We start from the raw sequence: 20,119 nt of genomic DNA on the forward strand, positions 1-20,119 counted from the left end.
CCTGTCAGGAAAACAGGCTATCGACAGCGACTCGGGAAGGGTCACCCTCAGGGCGGAGTTCGCGTAGTAGTCCGAGAACGGGAAAGCCGTTTACATGGCGAAGGCGAACAGGGAATCGGTACAACTTCAAAGCCGGAGAAGCGAGCCATGGACTTGGCTCACCAGGCAGATTACGCCTGGGTACTCAGCGTGCAACAGAAGCTGTATCAATGGAGTCAGAAACATCCTACCGAAGCGTATCGTGAGTTATGGAACTGGTTAACAGACCTGCGTAACTTACGAGAGGCCTGGCGTCGAGTAGCCCAGAATAAGGGCAAACACACACCAGGAACTGATGGGATGAGTGTCGGAAGCATTCGCCAGCGCATTGGTGAAGCCCCGTTCTTAGCGATGCTTCAGCAGCAGTTAAAGGCTGGCTCATACAAACCCAGTCCCTGCCGCCGAAAATTAATTCCTAAGCCGGGTAAACCAGGGAAATTCCGTCCACTGGGCATTCCGACGATTGCGGATCGGGTGGTGCAGTGCGCCATCAAACAAGTACTGGAACCCATTCTGGAAGCGCGTTTCTGGCCTGTCTCCTACGGCTTTCGGCCGGGAAGAGGCTGCCATGGAGCGCTGGAACATATTCGAATGAGTATGCGTCCTCGAAAGGTGAGTAAGCAGGATAACAAACGCCATGAGATGCCCTATCAATGGGTGATCGAGGGCGATATTCAAGCCTGTTTTGATCACATCGATCATCACCAATTGATGAACCGGATTCGGCAGCACTCGGCTGACCGACGGGTTAACCAGTTACTGGTTCAGTTTTTAAAAGCAGGTATTCTGTCAGAGGAACAATTTCTGCGAACCGATGCAGGCACTCCGCAAGGAGGGATCGTGTCCCCGTTATTGGCCAATGTAGCCCTGGGTTTGATCGAAGAACGCTATGAACGATGGGTTAACCATCAGACAAAGCGTCAGGAGCGTCGTCAGTGCGACGGTATCAAAGCCGCTATGTGGTCCCGAAGTGTGGATCGTCAGGCTGGCCGGGCGGTATATTTTCCGTTTCGGTACGCGGATGATTTTGTCATTTTGGTGAGTGGTACTCAAGAAAATGCACTGGCAGAACGAGAGGCCTTACAAACGCTACTCCAGGAGAAGATGGGCTTAACGCTGTCTCCTGAAAAGACCAAGATCACCCTTCTCACGGAGGGCTTTCAGTTCTTAGGTCATCGGGTTAGCATGCGTTGGGACTATCGGTATGGCTGGACACCTCGGTTAGAGATACCCAAACAGAAAGCAGCGGATCTGCGCTATCGCATCAAACAGCTGACCAGTCGGGCTACGCTAGGCTGGTCGTTGGATGAGTTGCTACAAAAACTGAACCCCATCCTACGCGGTTGGGGCAACTTCTACAAGTACTGCACTGGCGCCAAGAAAATCCTGTCAACCCTAGACTGGTATGGACGGGATCGTATTTGGCGTTGGTTACGGAAGAAGTATCCAAAAGCCAATGCTCAACTGATTTTGAAACACCGCCAACCCAGTCGGCTCCGTCCTCGCTGGAAGGTCTGGCGGGGTCAGGCGGTGGAACACTATCAAATGGGCTGGCAGAAGGTAATGCACTATCGGCGGGGATGGATGAAACCGCCTGACTACATGATGGTTCCTGGAGAGCCGGATGCATAACGAAAGGTGCACGTCCGGTTCGGGGAGAGGGCAAGCGAAACCAGTAGTTGTGAAACTACCTAGGCGCGCTTGCTCTACTCTACCATACATTCCCCTCGCTAACGGTAAGTGGCTATACCTGGCCGTTTGGCTTGATCTATGGTCGCGCAAGGTGGTCGGCTGGTATCTGGCTGATCACATGCGCGACGAGTTGGTGATTACGGCTTTGCGACGGGCTTTGCTGGGTCGTCAGCCTGCCGATGGATTAATCCTACATTCGGATCGGGGTGGTCAATATGCGTCCAAAGACTTTCGTAAACTATTGATCGGAAAGTACTTGCAGAGTATGACCGGGCTGGCGTTCCAGCCGGGCTGGCGAGTGCTACGATAATGCGACTGCCGAATCGTTTTGGTCTCGGCTGAAGACGGAAGTCCTTGAAAGTGGTGTATTTTTGAGTCTGGCCGATGCCCGCGCCGAGATCGGCGACTACATTGACAACTATTACAACGTATTGCGTAAGCACTCCAGCTTACACTATTGTAGTCCTGTTCAATTTGAGTCTAAACACATTTCTCAAAATTAGCAAGAGACTGTCCGCCAATACCCGACCACCCCATAACTCCATACATACGGTGAATGAATTAGTAAAATATTACTTATAAGGCAGAATGAGATGGTCCTATAAATCCGGACACGAAACTTATTTTAACTTCGTGTCAAATGGCCAAAAAATCAATTCCAAACCGGAAGTACACCCCCGAATTCAAAGCTGACGTGCTCCGCTTGGTTGTACTGACCCCCTAATTCTTGGACAGAATTTCCTGTTTGTTAGTTGGAACATTTTCTGCTTTTCAGATCGTGCATATCAACTCCTCGTTCCAACAGGAATTGATACGGGCTTCGGTAGTGCAGCCCCGAATGAATGCGCTCCAGGTTATAAAAATCCCGGAAACGATTCAGCGTCTCACTGGCCTGGGCCAGATTCCCGAACTCGTATCGCTTACAAACCGCTCGTTCCAGGATGCTGTGATAGCTCTCAATATGTGCATTCTGTTCGGGGGTAGCGGGTTTAGTAAACTCCTGAACCACATTTCGGTCACGAAAATACGTTTGCACCAGGTCGGCCACAAATTGACTCCCATTATCGTTACGAACATAAAACAGAGTTGGTAAAGAGTAGGTCTCGAAGAGCATTTCAAATAAGGCGACCACATCTTCCTTCCGCATTGTCCATTTGATCAATTGACCCATATTCCACCGACTGAAAACGTCTATAACGGTTAACACCTGAGCATGTGCCCCTCGAGTATGAACATAAATGTACTTAATATCAAATTCGAAATAAGTAAATTCAGCCTTAGGGTTAGGCACCAACTCCTTCACCCACTGGCGTTTAGTGGTGCTATAAGCCCGACTTGCAAGGTGTAAAAGACCATGTTCGTTCATCAGCCGATACACTTTTTTAGGGTTAATATGGTACTTCTTGACTTGCCGGAGATAGATCGTGGTTTTGTAGTAGCCGTAATCCACAAACTCATGGGCCAACAGGACTTTGATATCTTCAACCACTTGATTATCTGACTCATAGCCTCCTGTTAGTTTGATAGTAGTGGTGGAACAAACCCGACCCGCCTTCCTGGGCCTTTCCTGCGGCTTGTAGTAGAACGAGCTTTGGCTAATTTGACACAAGCGCAGAACCAGACTCTTAACCATACCCGCCCCAATACAATCCTGAGCTATCAGAAGCCGGACGGACTTGGCTAGGGACTTTTTTTTAGCAGTTCGTTTTGGACCCGGATGATCAATTCTTTTTCGGCCACCAGCATTTTTAGCTGCGTCGGCAGTCCGATCATGATTTTCCCGTTTGAGTTTTTCAAACTCAGGGTTTTTACCCTGATCCGGTTTAGCGATCAACCCACGTTCGCCATCTTGTTCAAAGGACCGCTGCCAATTATAGAGGGTCGTACTCGATACACCGAGTTGACGAGAAGCTTTGCCGACTCCTTCTTTCTTCAAAAGCTGGAGCGCTTCGAGTTTTTCGGCTAAATTCCAGGCTCGTTTTTCCTTGTTCATAATACCGTAAAAGTAAAACTTCGTTTACGGAAATTATGTCCAGTTAATTAGGGGGTTGAGAGGATACTAACGCTTTTCAAGTAGCTGCTTCAACATGGCACGTATCTCCTCGTTTTCTTTCTGGAGTCGTTGGTTAGCTTTTTGAAGCTCTAAGATGTATTTGGTTTGCTCCTCTTGCGTTTGCACAACCCCTTTAAATAAGCTCTCCACAGTGGCGCCGTGCTGCATAATTGTCTGCGCCGATGGAAGATGCGGCAAATGCTGGTTTTCTTGTATATACTGCTCCAGTTGATCTAGTGGCATCTGTGAATAACCTTTTACAAACACATGATCGGCCCAGTCTTTAGTCGTTGCCGTCTGTAATCGAATCTGAGCCGCTGAAAGTAAGGGATTGTATAAGCCAACCCGGCCCTGATTGTCGATGCTTAGGAATTGGTTTGCTATCCCGAAAACAGAAGAAGCGCCATTCATATTCGCCAACCGTAAGCCACTCTCTCCCTGCTGTCCGCCTGTAATCACGAGGTAATCCTGTTCATCGGTGGTGATCGACGACCTGCTGGCAAATAACAACCGAGCAGGCGTATTCCCGATTTTACGGATGTTGATGTTGCCCTTCACATCCAACGGATACTGTGGCGCGGCTGTACCAATGCCGACCTTAATATTCGTGTTAGTGGTGTCGCCGAGTACAATGGCATCGCTGATGGCGACTTTAGCGTTAGCTCCGAGGGCGACAGCATTGTTTAGATTAGAAGATAAAGAGCCAGCATTAATGCCTAAATAGGTATTATTTATACCTGAGATATTGTTGGAACCTGCGCCAACACCCACAAAGGTGTTTTGCCGACCTGTTGAATTACTACCGCCAGTACCACTGCCTAAGAATACGTTTGAGCTTCCACTTGTGTTTATACTTCCAGCTGATAACCCTATAAATGTGTTTGAAGCACCAGTACTATTTCTATTTCCAGAGTTCCAACCTACAAAAACGTTCCCTCCTCCATTATTCATTACTGAACCAGCCATCGTTCCAACAAACACGTTTTGTATTCCACCCGATCCTGTGATATGTCCAATCAAAACATTAGCAGTTGAACTATAAGGAGAACCCTGAATGAATGTATAACCTCCCATCCGAATATCCCTACTGGAAGTGAGGTTAATATCCCCATTTACATCAAGCTTCCACGCTGGAGCATTCATCCCAATACCCACATTACCAGTCCCCGAATAGTAAGTACTGCTTGCCGTCCGAACCCAAACGCTATCGCTATGGGTTGATGTGCTACCTCCGCCACCACCCGTAACCAAAATCACATCACCCACTGGATTGACCGAGAGTACTTTACCGGAACCGGCTACGGTGGGTGAGTTAGCCGTTAAATTCCCCAGTCGCAAGCCCGATTGGTTAGCTGTGCCACTGACGATATGCAGTTTAGCAGATGGTGCTGCTGTGCCAATTCCAACTTTCAAATTAGTATTGACTGTATCACCTAAGACAATAGCCTCACTGACTGCGACTTTAGCATTAGCACCAATAGCAACACTGTTTTGAAGTATCGCTTTATTTATACCCACTGGGTTAGCGTTAGCTCCCAGAAATACGTTGTTACTTCCAGTGGTGGTTGCCATACCTGCCTGATGACCCATGAATGTATTATATGAACCAGTTGAGTTCTCTCGACCTGATTGAAAACCTAAGAATGTGTTCCGAGTCCCCCCACCTGTAGTAATGGCATTGCCTGCCATATTGCCTACCGAAGTATTATATTGACCAATGGTATGAATAAATCGGTTAGGGCCTATTTTAGCATACTCAGCAGAAACCGGTGCTACTTCAGTTTGATAAAGTTGTAATACTTCGCTATCAGATAATCCCCGATTATAAATTCGAATATCATCTAAATAACCCTGAAAAAAACTATTGGTACCTAAACGGCAGCCTATAAATAATTGACTGCTAGCTGTATTTAGATTTGAAGGGCTACCATTCAATCCATCTTGAGGTGTCTTTCTGACTCCATCAATCCAAAACTTCATTATTGTACCATCATACGTTATAGTAAGTTGATGCCACCTTTCGTCGAAATACTCTAATTTTTGTTCCAGCAGACAATTATTATTGTATCCATGAAAACCAAAATAATGTATACCTGTACGAGTATTGTTAAAATAACCTACCCAGTTTTCCTGATTATTTGCCTCTGCTCCCCACGACAATAAACCTTTCCAGTTATTAGTCAAAGGCATCTTGAACCAAACAGATATAGTTCGCGGAGTATTACCAGTAATTTGGTTCCAATTAGATACTCTTATAAAATTATTTGTACCATTAAACAAATATGCTTTTTCTGATTGCCCAAATCGATCTGTTGTTAATGTTACCCCTGTAACCACACCATTCCTCCCATTTCCACTTTCATCGTTTGCATTACCATTGAAAGGATAAAAAGCGATCTGGCCAGGAGGCACCTGAGCGAACAGTGAACGGGAAAGCAACAGGCAGCAAAGCAGTAGAATTTTCGATTTCATGACATTAGGACTTGTGGATTAATTAGACGGAAAAACAATCTTGTTATCTGAATCAGTGGCAGGGTAGTCTAATCGGCCCCCGCCCCCAATAATCAGCTTTGCGTAGCCTGTGACGTTGACGTTGATGATGTGGCCCTCCGCCAGATAAACCTCATCGTTTAACGTAGGCACCCGATTACAGGTCCAAACCGATGGATCATTCCAATTGCCAGATTTGAGTGTAATTAAGACATCGCCCGTAGCGCATCCTGTTGTGCCGCTCACGTAGGCCGAAGCCGACCCCGCGTTGGGGCAGTAGGGTTTGGTGCAGGTAGCTGTAAACTGCGTTACCGGGCCATAGACGTTGACGATGACGCTATTACCTATTTGCCCGGTTGACCATTCTACCATCCCCGTGCAGCCAAAAGCCGATAATGAAACGGCCTGCCCGTAACGCACAAACGTGGCATTCGACACGACCGTGATCTCATCAGACTGACACTGCGTTACCCCCACCGTAACCTTCCCCACGCCGTTGCTGGCACAACCAGCCACCACGCAGGTAGCTGAGTAGGTGCTGGTAGCCTGAGGAATTACTTGAATAGTTGGTCCCGTTTGATTGGTTGACCAGCGAACTATACCGTTGGCGGGACAACCAATCGCTTCCAGCGTAGCGGGTTGACTGGGGGGCGTTACCACCTGCGGATTGGCCGTTACCTCCGGGTGCCGACTGCTGCCCTGCATTTTTTTTGAAATGCGGTTGCCATTTTCGTCATAGGCGAGGGTTGTGGTGGTTTGGGCAAAGGCAATTGTGCTATAGCAAACCAACCAGTAACTTAGCAATATAGTCCTCATTAAACCCATATTTATCTCTCTTCAAAACACCAGCATGTTACAGCTAAGTTAATTCCTCTTGTTCGCACTAGTTTGAGAAGAACTATTATTCAGTAGCTTATTATAAGACTCTTTTTGTGCTTCAAGGTAAGGGGTTCCCCCAAACAGAGTCACCGCAGAAAAATAAGCAACCCCAACTCCCACAGTAGCAATATTGTATCCTGAAATCCAACCCGTGATGCTTACAGACCTGAAATTGTCTCTTATAATCCCTGTCATTAATTCAATATCTGTTGAGAATTTACTTTTACCCAGCGTCCCATATCCGTTATCATGGCCAAAACAAGCAGAGTTCATGTCTATCTCTTGCCTAAACAAGCCAAACAAATAATTGAATTCGTCCGGCACCCATTCTGAACCTTTTGATCCACATGCATCACATCTTGGACCTTTATTTTTTAGACCATTGCCCTCAGGGTTTATGGCATCGCTAAACATTTTAGTGAAAGCTGCTGAAACAGCACCGTTCGTAAAATTTCCCCCTGTCAATTCTGAAACAGTGCCGCCAACGAGTGTTGTTACAAAAAGATTGGCATTGTTGGAAACATCACCAGCAACGGCTCCTGAAATAAATCCGTTCAAGAAGTTCCCACCCTGCACTTCTGCCATCACTCCTTGTACTAAGCCGCTTCCTATGACTTTTATTCCTAAACTTCTGGTTGTAGCTTGGGCAGCCTGCTCTGGAATCATTAATTGTGACCGCGCCAAGCTGCCAACACCATACGTCAAACCCGCCGTGACTCCGCCAATAACTGCCCCCTTGAACCCTGACTGCAACGCACTGCCCAAACTACCTCCATTCAGCAGCGTTCCGGTAACGTTAGCCGCAAATCCGGCTGCGGCACCCGAAATAATGGCAGCCGCTGCGGATACTTTTGCGGCCCCTAACGCAGCCGCTAAAAGAGGTCCACCATAGAATGCCGTGACCACCGCTACCGCCGTAACAACCAACTCCTTCCAATGCTTTTTGACAAACCGCTTGGCCTTCTTCCAGAGCTTTTTCAGGAAATATCCACTTGGGTCCGTGTAACTCAGTGGGTTATTGTTAACGTAGCTGTACCGATTCAGCGACTGCAAATCGGTGATGTCCTGAATGAAGGGGTCGGGGGAGAGGAAACGGCCCAGCACGGGGTCGTACACCCGCCCGTTCATGTCGATTAGGCTAAACAGGTCGTAGTGTTCATGATTGGTAAAACCCCGTTCGTAGCTTCCGCCAAAAGAACCCGGCAACGGAGACCAATCGGCGTTGCGCCGGACTCCCCAAGCATCAAAACTGAACTCCTCCAGTAACGCACCACCCGAACCAGTGAACCCCGTAACTGAGCCGAGGTGATCTTTTAGATAGTATTTCACCTGCGGGGCTTTACCTGTTTCTTCAATCCATAGACCAATGCCGCCAATAAAGCCGGTTGTTTTGGTCGTGCCATTGGCGAAGATCTCAATCTCCACTAAGCCACCTACATAAATCTTGGTGCGTTTTAGTTGATTCCGCACAAAGAGCCGCTGCATGATCCGCTGTTGATCGGCTCCGTACACCACCTCAGCATACGAAGTATCGTTGGCGATTCGCCGGACCTTGTTGAACGACGTAAACTGGGTTGGGATGTCGAGCGTGAACGAGCAGGAAACGTTAGCGTTGTTGGTTCGCAGGTTCAGCAGCCGGTGCGGGCCGTTACCCGTCGCGCCGTACTCGTACTGACCTACGTCGGATTTGGTCAGGATGTTGCCCAACTCGTCGTAGGTCAGCGTCGTACCCGTTCCGCCTTCAATCTGCGTACTGATCAGCCGGTTTACGTCGTCGTAGCCAAACGTCTCGCGCTTGTTGCGGCCCACGTCCTGCCGCTCCATCAGGTGGCCGAGGTCATTGAACTGATAGGCAAACTCCTGCAACCGCGTTCCGACCTGATTGACCGAGCGAATGCGCTGCAGGTACTGCGTGAAGGGGTCGTAGGTGTGCGTTGTACGGACTTTGTTACCAAATTCCTGATCGATCACATCGCCCTTCGCGTCCATCCGCACCACTTTCCAGAACAGTGACTGCGGGTCTGAATCCTGTAGCGCGTTGTTGCGTAATTCGCTTAAAAAACCCCAGGCATTATAGACGTGTCGCAGCGTCAGGCTCAGGGCCGGGTATTTCAGCGTTAGCAAACGGCTCTCGGTATCGTAGGCATAGCTGGTCGAATACGGCTGTCCGTTCACCATCAGCGTTTCCAGACTCTTCCGGCCCAAATGGTCATACACAAAGCTCTGGCTACTCGAGTAACTGCGAATCGCACTAACTCGGCCAACGGCTCGGTTCCCCACGTCGTAGGTGTACGATGTTACGCCCTCCGGTTCGGTGCGCGTTAGCAACCGTCCCAGTTTGTCGTAGGTCATCCGCACCACGTTGGCCGTGTTGGGATAGGTCTGCTGAATCAGTTCGCCAAATCCGTTGTAGGCGTATTGATACGACCCCATGTCCGGGTCGTTCATACGGATTTTGTCACCCCGTTCATTGTAAACGTACTCGATGGTGTTACCCTTCAGGTCGCGTACTTTTAGCAGGTGGTCAGCCGCATCGTAGATGTATGATACATTGTAGCTTCCCTGCCAGCTACTTTCTACAATGCGGTCTTTGGCATCTTCGCGGTCGGTTTTCTTCTGGTTGTTGGCGTTATAGTACTCCGTTAGCAACCCGCTGTAAACAGTTCGGGATTCGCGTTCTTCGCCGTTCTTGCTTTCTAATAGCCGAATTACCCGGCCCAGCGGGTCCAACTGTTTTTCGATGTACCCCACCCGCGTCGAATCCTGGTAGTAAGGGAACCAATCCCGGATTTTCTCCCGATTTTCGGGTGAGACGACCCGGCTAAACTCGTGATCCAACACGACCCACTGCCCGTTGAAGCCCCGGCTTTTGGTTTGTACTGCCCGGTTGTAGGAGTCATAGTGTTCAAGGGTCTGTTGTCCCGCGCTGCTTTGAGTAAAGGTCAGAAACACCGCTTCGGCTGGACTTCGATAATTGGTCGCGCTGGCTTTCCAGTAGGCCATCGTTTTCCAGCTACCATCGGGGTTGGTTTGCCGGATCAGTCGCGAGAACGAATCGTATTCGTTCAGGGCTGTTAGTCCATTAGGGTCCGTTATTCGTTCGGGCAAGCCAAACTTTTGAATGTAGGTGGTCGTAGCTGTATGCCCCAGTGGATTGGTCGTTTTAGTCACGAATCGCTTTGTATCGACATCATATTCGCTGCTGGAGGTGCGCGTTTCTAAAGCAGCTCCATTATGCGCGATCAGGCTGGTACTGATAATATTGCCAGCCGCGTCATACGCATACATTTTGGTGGATTTCAAGGTAGCATCCAAGTTAGCGTTTGCTATTTCGCTTGTCAAAAGCCCCGTTGCTACATCATACGTAAATTCCGATTGGCGAAATATTGGGGACCCCGTCCCCGGCCCATAGCGGTAGAGTTTGGCCATCGTTAACCGCCCCAAAATCCAGCTAGTCGTATCGTTGACATAAACGTTCGCCGTTGAGTCACGCCATCCGTCCCCATAATCAACCACCACGTAAAGAGGATTACCCCAGGCATCGTTTTGCTGCCGAACTACCTGTGTTTTGCTGTTTACATCGTCGATGGTTCTGGTTACAGGGTTATAAGCATGGAAACTGGTGGGCTTCTGAGCCGGATAGCCCAACACTGCTGTTCCATTTTCTGTTTGCGAGATACGAATGCCATTGCGGTAGAACCGCTCGGAGCGGAATAGTGTCTGACCCGTCAGCTTGTAGTTATCGTCCCCCTGCCGGAAGTAATGCACATCGTAGATACCTGAAATCGTATCGCGCTCAATTGTCTTGGTAAAACCCCGGAAGCCCCGCCCCTCAATGTTGATCGTTGCTCCGAAGTATTGGTATTTTTTGGCGGTTTCGTCGCCCGAACTTGTGCGGGTCTTAACCTTTGAAACCACATACAGGGGAGCCTGCATATCAACGTTGGGGAAGGTTAGCTGCCCTGCCCGCTCGTAGAGGTCCGTGTTTAATAGGTTGTCGTACTGTACCGTAATGTTCAAGCCAGCCCCATTTGTAATCTGCTTAATGCTCCATCCCTCACTCTGCTGAAGCCGTTGCAGATAATACCGGTTTGTTGCCCCGTCTTTGTAATACAGATCGGAATGAGATCCTTTCAGAAAGGCACCTACGTAGGTACTATTTCCTGTTTTGAACAAGGCCAAAGGCCAAGCATTGAGTAACGGGGTCAGGTTGAAACCAAAACTTCCTTTGTTCAGGTAGGTGTAATTGGTGCCCGTTGCAGCGTCGAAGAATGTAACATCCAGCAAGCCATCGGCATTAAAGTCGTTGGGGTAAATACCTGTATAGCTGGCTGGGACACTGCCGACCAATGACAATGAAAAAGGCATTACACTCGAAGGCGGAGAGCCAAATAAATACGCCACTCCGTTCGCATCCGGGTAGCCCCCCCGATTGGGATATATATTCAGCACTTGACCGGTTGGTTTGTACACGACCAGATCAGGTAGCCCGTCCGCATTATAATCGTTAACCTGGACGGTATTGTTGATTCCAGATAGCCACGATGGGGGAATGCTGGTCGCCCGGTCGTAAAACCTCTGCTGAGCCTGAAACTGATTCTTCCGATTTGCTGCATCCGTCGTCGCCTGAACCGCTCTGGTCCAGATAATTATGTTTTGACCCGACGCTTTGTCATAGAGCAGAATATCAGTCAGCCCGTCATTGTTGAGGTCTTCAAACAGTTCTTCAGGGTTAGCAAACGATGCACCCGTGTTATAACCAGCGGCCATACTCTGCGACTGGTAAAAAGTAGCTGCTGCTGCTGTGGTGGGTAGTGTTTTGGTAACATAAGAAGCTGTCAGGGTCGGTGTGCCTGTCGTACCCCCTGAGTATGCCAAATCAACCCAGTCTGAGATGCCATCCTCGTTGAGATCAACCACGAAGTCGTCATAGTCACTATTACCGACGCGGGTCAGTTTTGTATAATAATCACAGTTGTAAAGTGTATCAACCGAGGGCTTGGAGATAAAAAACAGCGACGAGTTGCCAGTTGAAGTCTTGGGTTGCCAGTTAGCGATTACGTCAGTTATGTTGTCTCCATTAAGTTCACCCGTCAATAAGCGAAGGGTTGCTCCTTGAATGGCTCCTACATTAGCACTTCGGGTCACGCGCGGGGTAAATGATCGGTCGCCGTTGTTGGTATAGAACTGTATCCCTAACGTTGTTCCATTGAGTGTATAACTGGCAATATCGGTCAGCCCATCGCCGTTAAAATCGCCGAACACCCGTTCCCCAGGAATAGCCGTGGTAATTTCGTCTGGAGTATCGTCGCGTTCGACAGTTTCGTTAGACCAGCTAAACTCAGTAGCTGAAAAGCATTGCTGATCAGTACTCGACCCATCACATTCTGCCACTTTCGTTAGTAGCGAGTACACCTCAACTGGTGTTTGATAAGTAAGCTTATACTCCCTTATTTTCTGCGTGCCGTAGAATATCTGTATGCTATTCAGTCGTTTGTTATACTCGTTCTTCTGCTGATTACGAATTCCATAAACGTTCTTTAACGGATCAGGCCGAGAATCTGTGTACACAAACCGGACGCTATTGTAAGGACTAATTCCCGCTGTTACGTTGCCCGTGTAGTCAATTCGGTCGGGGTAAACCTCACCCGTTGCCGGATTCTGGCTGTAGGTAAAGGTCATGTAATTGCCTTTCCGGTCCTCAATCCGGTTCACTAACCATTGAATGGCTACCGTTGTAGCACTAACAACCGATGAACTAAGCACTCGGCTATTACTGGAGTTATTATCGGTCCTGCCATACTCAAAAATCAACCCCGACTTGGTATAAGCTCGAAAGTAGTTGGTAGATGGCGAAGGTTCATAATAAATGACCTTTGTGAAGCTGTTCTGCTCGGTAAAGTAAACTGTATTGTTCTCGCCGTAATTGACGTCGAATGGAAGAGAGATAGAAACGGATTGGGGGGCCAGCACTAACCGCTCACCATCTAAACTGAAGCGGTCACTTTTGTTGTAGGCAATACCCGTTGGAACACTCTTCGTTTGCTGAATGGCATCAGCCGTTTCGTCCTGAGCGCGCGTACGTGCCGAACGGCTGATGCTTGACAACCCGGATACAATCCAGCCTAAGCCAAGTGTGCCATTACCGTTTTGACTACTGTAACTTAGGCCGAGTTTAGGTTGTAGCCCAGCTGTACCAGGTGGTAAAATAAGGGGAATTTGATAGGTTGCAGCACCCGCATCTGAAACGGCAAATTGTCCAGGCGTGTAGCCAAAGTTCTGGCCGGTAGCAACCGTAGATTGAGCATAGATTTCACCAACTGAGCTCAGATATAGCAAAAAGAGAAATGTGCGGATCAAGTGAGTATTTAAAGGCATCGGAACAAATAGTGAAATCGTTGCCCTAATCTATAATTGATTCGCAATCTTTTACTGTGTTATACAAGCAGTTTTTTTTATCCGGTACATAAATTTGATAATTGCTTGGTCATACGGTATCCTCAATGTTTGAGGGGCTAATTTTTTGGCAAAGTGATCTTGTTTTACCTTTAGACACTCTTATTAAGCGATAGTACAACGTAACCTAAATGTTAGGCCCTCTCATACTTATCTACCGAATCCGCAGCAGCTTCCTAAGCTTGTTTAGAATTATGGCTTCTTTGGGGTGCATATATTATAAAGTGGGTAAATACAGAGTTACACTTTCAATCTAAATCTACCCCTGGAACACTACTAGAATCGACATGCTTAGACTTACTTGACTTAAATTTATGGCGAAAAATGTTTTTTTTTAATATTTTGGTATAAATTTATGGCAAGTAATTTATTCTTAGAACGTATATGCTGACACATGACGAAGTGTACAACTTCCTGAAGAAAAAGCAGACTCTTTCGCATTCTGGTTTAAATAAAGAAGCTGGATTACCGACCGGTACGCTGGCAAAAGCCATGAGTGGTCAGCGTACGCTGACAGAGTCGCACCTAAAAGCCCTGGAGCCGATATTAAGGCAATATGGTATTGAGGATTTTCTAAACCGGCGTGCGATTGTGTTAGCCATTGTTAACCATAAAGGCGGGGTTGGTAAAACCACCACGGCCATTAACCTTGGCAGGGGGCTGGCCAACCGGAATCAGTCCGTATTGTTAATTGATATGGACTCGCAGGGTAACCTATCGCAAAGCCTCGGCATTCATAACCCCGAGCAACAACTGCTACATGCGCTTACGCAGAACATGGCTGTTCCGGTCATTGAGGTAAAGGAGAATTATCATATTGTTCCCAGTGATCTGGAGCTTTCCCGTGCAGAGGCTGAACTGATTAAAACGCCCAGTGGTGTGCTGCGCTTTCGTAATGTCTTAAATCCGTTACTCTCTCATTACGACTATGTGCTGATTGACTGTCCGCCTTCATTAAATATTTTTACCTATTCTGCGCTTGTTGCGTCTTCAGCTGCCTTAGTTGTGCTGGAGCCGGAAGCTTCGGCCGTGAAGGGAATGTATAACCTGCTGGAGCTGATCCATGACATCCGCGAATCGTTCAACCCACGTCTAGGCGTTGCCGGTATTGTGATGGCTCAGGTTGGTAAGCTGGTGTTGCATCGGGAATTGATGAGCCGCGTACGCGCCGATCTGGTGGGCCAGCCTTTTTTTAAGACTGAAATCCGTCAGAACATTGCCCTGGCCGAATCACAATATGCCGGTCAGGATATATTCGATTACCAGCCGGAATCGAATGGTGCTGTGGATTATCAGGCATTAGCCGATGAAGTTGTTGCAAAATATTCAGCCTAGTCCAATGAAAAAATTCAAAACCGCAACCGGAGACATGCCGGTTCTACACCGGAACTCGGCTAACCTGATGCAGGGAATGCTCGACGAGGTAAAAACAAACCTGACCGTTATACCAGAGCTAAAGGCACTTATTCCTCCCCTACAAGCAAATGAGTTTGAGCAGCTTAAAAATAACATTCTTAAAGACGGCTGCCGGGAGCCCCTGCTTGTCTGGCAAACGACGAAGGGGGTCATCGACGGTTCGTCCGACTCCTCTCCGCTGAATGTCCTGATAGACGGTCACAACCGGTACGAAATCTGCCGGCAGAACGGCATAGATTTCAAGATTGCGCTACGGCAGTATGACACCATGCAGGCCGTTCGTGACTTCATGATTGATAATCAATTGGGAAGACGAAATTTAACGCCTGAGCAGATGTCTTACCTGCGTGGTCTTAAATACCGCAATGTTCGGCAGTCAGTTGGCAGACCCGTAAATGAGACAGACAAACATGCGGGCGAAAGCATAGAAAAGCATGCTGAACGAACCCGCGATAAAATGGCGAAGGAGTTCAATGTTTCTCCCCGTACCATTCTGCGCGACCGTGATTATTCCGCAGGTATCGACCGGCTTGACCCCGACCTAAAACAGGATGTGTTGAAGGGTACGCATAAACTGCCAAAGGAATTGGTTCGCGAAATCGGTCGTACGATGTCAACGGATACGGCTCCGCTTACACTTTCCGATGTTCTGAGTATTACACCCGTTGACGTTTCAGATACAGTGAGTAGTGAGATTATCAGTAAAACCACAGCTGTTGACGATCTCGTACAGCAAATAACCCAACTCGCCGGCAGCCTGGATCCCGCACAACCCGCATTCATCTCTACGTGTGATCAGCTTATTTCACTATTGAAACAAGCAAAAAAGCAGCGACAGTAAATGGTGCCAAATTGGCACCATTTTTTATTGGTGTCAAATGACTCGACTATCCATAACACAATTACTGATTAGATTCTTTGTTCAGTATGAGTCTGATACCTTTTCAAAACGAACACCGGAATGGCAGGGTAAGAGCAGTAACATTTTTTAGTAGTTTTGACAGTAACCGGGAAGGTAAGCTTTGCCCGTTTGAAAGAAAGACGAGTGGCACATATAGCCTGCCAGGTTAATGAAATTATGAATCTTGACTTACTTCTGTATCCGGCTGAGCGACTGGCCCTTGTTGAATTTCTCAAACGACACCTTCAGTATATTTACATCACTGAGCCCAGAAAGCTGACTGTTGACGTGCTGGTACTTCAGGAATATATGCAACAGCGGTCAACCTGGAATCTGGACAGCTGGCATCGTAAGCGCCACAACAAACGCTTCCGGTTTAAGATCAAGCTGATGGTAGCCAAAGTGCTGCACCAATTAATGCAACGGGTACCGCTTTCAGTTGCCGAGCAGTCTTTTCTCAATCAGCTGGATATTGCCCTGGTTAATCTGGGCAATATCCAGCTGAGCGTGTATCAGGTAATTCTAAGTCAGTTGCCGGCCATTGTAAAAAGTCATCTTGAGGATGATATATACCGTCAGGATTTCTGAGCCAGCAATACATTATTTCTACAACCCTTATGCGTCGACGGCAACAATAATTGGTCACATTCGGATTGCCCGAGACCATTCCGGCTGTACTGGTTACTGTGCCATTACTAGTAAAATCTGTAATCACATTTTTAGCTATCTTCTAAATGGTGCCAAATTGACACCATTTTTTTAATAGTGTCAAACGACTATACGATAACTTCATTACAGGTTCTGTCGTCTGTTCAGTATAAGCCAAATAGACTTTCTATATGCCGAAAAACCGTTCTTCTCTGAAATCACCTGAGCTGTTCCAAAGGACTGTACAGTATAACAATCAACGTTATAGGGTTTGAAAATTTCTCTTAGGTTTGCACTATAAATCTGATCACCCGCTATGCTCCTTGTTGTTTCCGGGGACAATCCTACCCGTTTTGAAAAAGTAAATCCTGACAATTTCTCAGCGCTCAATATTTGGGAACGCAAACACATACAGCAATGGATCAGGCAAGTACCGGAATTACTCGGCGAAGAACTGCTGGTTGTGAGCATGGAGTTTGACCGTTTCCGGAATTCCGATGACCGGCTCGACCTATTGGCTTTAGACCGCAATGCCAACCTGGTAGTTATTGAACTGAAGCGCGATCCGTTAGCCGGCTATGCTGATTTGCAGGCTATACGCTATGCAGCAATGGTTTCTTCTATGACCATCGAAAAGTTAATTCCCTGGTTTGTAGCTTATCAACGGAAATACCAGGACTTACCGGAGGCTAGTCATGATAGCGCCCAGGAGCAAATACGGGCTTTCATCAACGATAGAGATACCGGCAGAGAATTATCCAGCAAACCCAGAATCATTTTGTGTTCAGAAGACTTCTCAACTGAGCTGACAACTACCGTTCTCTGGCTGAATCAGAATGGACTTGATATTTCGTGTGTCCGTATCAAGCCCCACAAAATAGATAACCGCATCATTATTGTTCCGACAAAAATTATTCCCTTACAAGAAGCCAGGCAATACCTGATTGAGGTGCAGCATAAAGAAGAAGAAAAAAACAGAACGGCTGTCACCGGGAAACGGCAGGCCACCATGACCATTCTGATCGAATCCGGACGCTTAAAAGCCGGCGACAAGATTTATCTGAAGCGTTATCTGCCTTCATACGTGCAATTTGAACCCGAAAACCCTGTATTCATCGCCGAAATAACAGGTAAATTAGGTCAACAGGATAACCTGCGCTGGCTATATGACGGCGAGGAATACTCGATCACAGCCCTTACTCAACTGATATTCCGGCAACATCATCCTGAACACCTGCCAATTGGCCCGATACAGGGGGGGATTTACTGGCAGACAGCGGATGGCTATTCATTAACAGCCCTTGCCGACGAAATCTGGTCCTCCCGTAATCCGGTGTAAACAATACCGGCCGGCAATTGGCTTGTTAAACAACTGCTTAAGGGCTACCTGCCGGCTCCCCGCTCCAGATAGTATGAATACAGACAGCTGCACACATTTACATCATCGGTTCCTAACAATGCCTCTACGGCAAATCCCTTATACAGCAAGCTTTTTACCTTACCCGCAGACCCATTGCGGGTTGTGGTCAGCCAATCCTGAAAGTCATCGGGCTGTGCCTGTGCCAGTTCACGGCCCTGCCCAACCAGTTGGAGATATTGCTGCGCCGCTTCGTCTTCCTCTACCTTTACCTGCTGCTGTTGACGCTGTGCCGTTTCTTTTGCCTGCTGACGGGCTTTCTGCTGCTGAAGTATACTTTCCCGCTTTTTGAGGAAAACGGCCATCCATTCGGGGTTTTTGAGCGTTTGACGCAAAAAGCCGGCCGGATTGTCCAGCTTCTTACCGGCTTCCAGTTCAGATTCGACAAAATCGACGGCGTTCCGGATCAGCTCTTCGGGATATACATCGCGGCAAACGGCCATGGCATCGGCCGTGAATCCGAATTTGAGAGCACGCCGGACGAGTTCATCTTCTGAGGGTGCAGACAGTTTCCCGGCTGATTCAACCGGTGTCTCACCGGGCAACACCACTGCTTTTGGCGATAGTGAAAACGTAATGGCGTGTACGGCGCGTTTTTGTTTGATTTCATCAACAATCTCTACGATCAGGTCAGTCTGTGTGCTGATGTCTTTTAAGGCTCTGCCGAGAATCTGCTGCTTGAAGACCGAATAACGCGGGTATATATCATCAGCTACATTCAGTTTTTCCCGTAACTCGGCAATGGTATAGGTAGGGGTAAGCGTATTTTGCCGGTACCGATGTTTCAGCATCATGTACAACCGGATCGAATAATAGCTGGTCAGATTGATTACGTACCGGATTTCGAGCGTCAGATACTCACTTCGCAGCTGCAGAAGATAGGGTTTAAGCTTATGATGAAACTGGAGATAGATATACTCCGGGTCCTGTTTGTTTCGTAAAACCGATATTTCGGTCAGCACCGGAACAAACGTATCGACCTCGTCGTCGTTGATTTTTCCCGGAAACACAAATACACGGCTCTGTAAGCGGTGGGCTGCCGCTCTTATTTCGGCATACATCTTACCGCCGTTATTGAGCTGAAACAGTTTGATAATGTCTGATACCCGGACTTTGTATAAATGGAATTCCTCGTCCTCTGGTTTGACCATGGCGAGCATTGTCATAAAAACGCGCAGCTCATGCACATCAAATTTGAAGATAGCCTCAACCAATCCCCGCTTACCTGCCTGTAGGCGGATGTATCTTTTTTCATGGACAATGCTACTGTCGCGTATTGTCTCGGTGGTCTGTACGAATAAGTCCATACGGTGCCAGTTAAAATCCCTGTAATTATACGTACTTTTTCTTACCTATTCGTACTTTTTCTTGCTTTTGGGTAAATATATGTATGATGTATCGTACTTTTTCTTGCCTATTCGTACTTTTTCTTGCCTTTCGTCGTACTTTTTCTTACCTTTCACGTACTTTTTCTTGCCTTTCGTCGTACTTTTTCTTGCCTTTGGGCTTGTAAGTTACTGATTTTCAAATGGTTACTGACCCCCAAAAGTATTATAAAATATATCAAAAGAACAACAAAAGCAGTGTTGTAATTTTTGAATTATTATTAACTGTATTATTTTAACATTATTAGACTTTATTTTGATTATAATTTGGCGTTTTAGTGTAAGTGATCATGTTGAAAGGCAAGAAAAAGTACGTATGTCAGTACTTACCTTCTTGTTGCAATAAAGGAGGAAATGTTTCGCATTTAATAGTCCACGCATTGCGTGGACTATTAAATGCCAGTATAAAAATATGCTTTGTATAATGAAAATAATCAAACAGAGATGTTTAACATCGCTGTGTTAAGTCCCGATAACATATACTACATTTGCTGTTAATCTATCAAAAAAGGGGCGTCAAAACCACACAAACAAAAGAGCTAACCTCAATTTTGTTAATAGTAGTTTAATCCTGTCATCAATAAATACCCGATATTCCAGGTTGACAACTTTTTCAATTGTGGACCTGCTACCTTTAACTGGACATTAAGTTAAGCATGATCTAACTGAGTATTTCGGAGTAAACTGACCCACCTGTTACGCAGGAAATTGACCCGGGTATTTCGGTGCAAACTGACCCACCT

11 protein-coding genes and 1 pseudogene are annotated in these 20,119 nt (G+C 47.2%); 7 read left to right on the forward strand and 5 right to left on the reverse strand.

Features of this window, described 5'->3' with window-relative positions; all coding sequences use genetic code 11:
* The 3 genes and pseudogenes from ltrA to AC23NW_RS34550 all read left to right on the forward strand — a co-directional run.
* A partial coding sequence (gene ltrA, locus AC23NW_RS34540; protein ID WP_487455176.1) for a group II intron reverse transcriptase/maturase occupies positions 1 to 1,671 on the forward strand: 1,671 nt, incomplete at its 5' end.
* A gap of 49 nt (positions 1,672 to 1,720) precedes the next feature.
* On the forward strand, positions 1,721 to 2,041 hold the full coding sequence (locus AC23NW_RS34545) for a DDE-type integrase/transposase/recombinase (protein ID WP_487455177.1): 321 nt from the start codon (positions 1,721 to 1,723) through the stop codon (positions 2,039 to 2,041).
* 22 nt (positions 2,042 to 2,063) lie between these two features.
* Positions 2,064 to 2,234: pseudogene (locus tag AC23NW_RS34550) on the forward strand (IS3 family transposase); the annotation flags it as partial.
* A gap of 245 nt (positions 2,235 to 2,479) precedes the next feature.
* Here AC23NW_RS34550 and AC23NW_RS34555 read toward each other — a convergent pair.
* From AC23NW_RS34555 to AC23NW_RS34570, 4 genes are all read right to left on the reverse strand, one after another.
* Complete coding sequence (locus AC23NW_RS34555) at positions 2,480 to 3,724, reverse strand: IS3 family transposase (RefSeq protein WP_487455178.1); 1,245 nt, start codon at positions 3,722 to 3,724, stop codon at positions 2,480 to 2,482.
* Positions 3,725 to 3,790: 66 nt separating this feature from the next.
* Positions 3,791 to 6,256: a LamG-like jellyroll fold domain-containing protein gene (locus AC23NW_RS34560; RefSeq protein ID WP_487455179.1), complete on the reverse strand. Its 2,466-nt coding sequence runs from the start codon at positions 6,254 to 6,256 to the stop codon at positions 3,791 to 3,793.
* 18 nt (positions 6,257 to 6,274) lie between these two features.
* Positions 6,275 to 7,090, reverse strand: coding sequence for a hypothetical protein (locus AC23NW_RS34565; protein WP_487455180.1), 816 nt, complete (start codon positions 7,088 to 7,090; stop codon positions 6,275 to 6,277).
* A 48-nt stretch (positions 7,091 to 7,138) separates the two neighbouring features.
* Positions 7,139 to 13,531 (reverse strand): RHS repeat-associated core domain-containing protein, encoded by a 6,393-nt coding sequence (locus tag AC23NW_RS34570; RefSeq protein ID WP_487455181.1) that lies wholly within the window; start codon positions 13,529 to 13,531, stop codon positions 7,139 to 7,141.
* A 462-nt stretch (positions 13,532 to 13,993) separates the two neighbouring features.
* Here AC23NW_RS34570 and AC23NW_RS34575 point away from each other — a divergent pair, with 462 nt between their 5' ends.
* The 4 genes from AC23NW_RS34575 (at position 13,994) to AC23NW_RS34590 (ending at position 17,913) form a co-directional block, all read left to right on the forward strand.
* Positions 13,994 to 14,944 (forward strand): ParA family protein, encoded by a 951-nt coding sequence (locus tag AC23NW_RS34575; RefSeq protein ID WP_487455182.1) that lies wholly within the window; start codon positions 13,994 to 13,996, stop codon positions 14,942 to 14,944.
* A gap of 4 nt (positions 14,945 to 14,948) precedes the next feature.
* A complete protein-coding gene (locus AC23NW_RS34580) occupies positions 14,949 to 15,866 on the forward strand; it encodes a hypothetical protein (RefSeq protein ID WP_487455183.1) in 918 nt (305 codons plus the stop codon).
* A 237-nt stretch (positions 15,867 to 16,103) separates the two neighbouring features.
* Positions 16,104 to 16,514 carry a hypothetical protein gene (locus tag AC23NW_RS34585; RefSeq protein WP_487455184.1) on the forward strand — a complete coding sequence of 137 codons (411 nt, stop codon included), beginning with the start codon at positions 16,104 to 16,106 and terminating at the stop codon, positions 16,512 to 16,514.
* 376 nt (positions 16,515 to 16,890) lie between these two features.
* Complete coding sequence (locus AC23NW_RS34590; protein ID WP_487455185.1) at positions 16,891 to 17,913, forward strand: hypothetical protein; 1,023 nt, start codon at positions 16,891 to 16,893, stop codon at positions 17,911 to 17,913.
* A gap of 44 nt (positions 17,914 to 17,957) precedes the next feature.
* Here the strand turns inward: AC23NW_RS34590 and AC23NW_RS34595 are convergent, their stop codons facing one another.
* Positions 17,958 to 19,298, reverse strand: coding sequence for a replication initiation protein (locus AC23NW_RS34595; protein WP_487455186.1), 1,341 nt, complete (start codon positions 19,296 to 19,298; stop codon positions 17,958 to 17,960).
* Between the last annotated feature and the right edge of the window lie 821 nt (positions 19,299 to 20,119).

It is taken from the genome of Arsenicibacter sp. R0_47, from assembly GCF_057652235.1.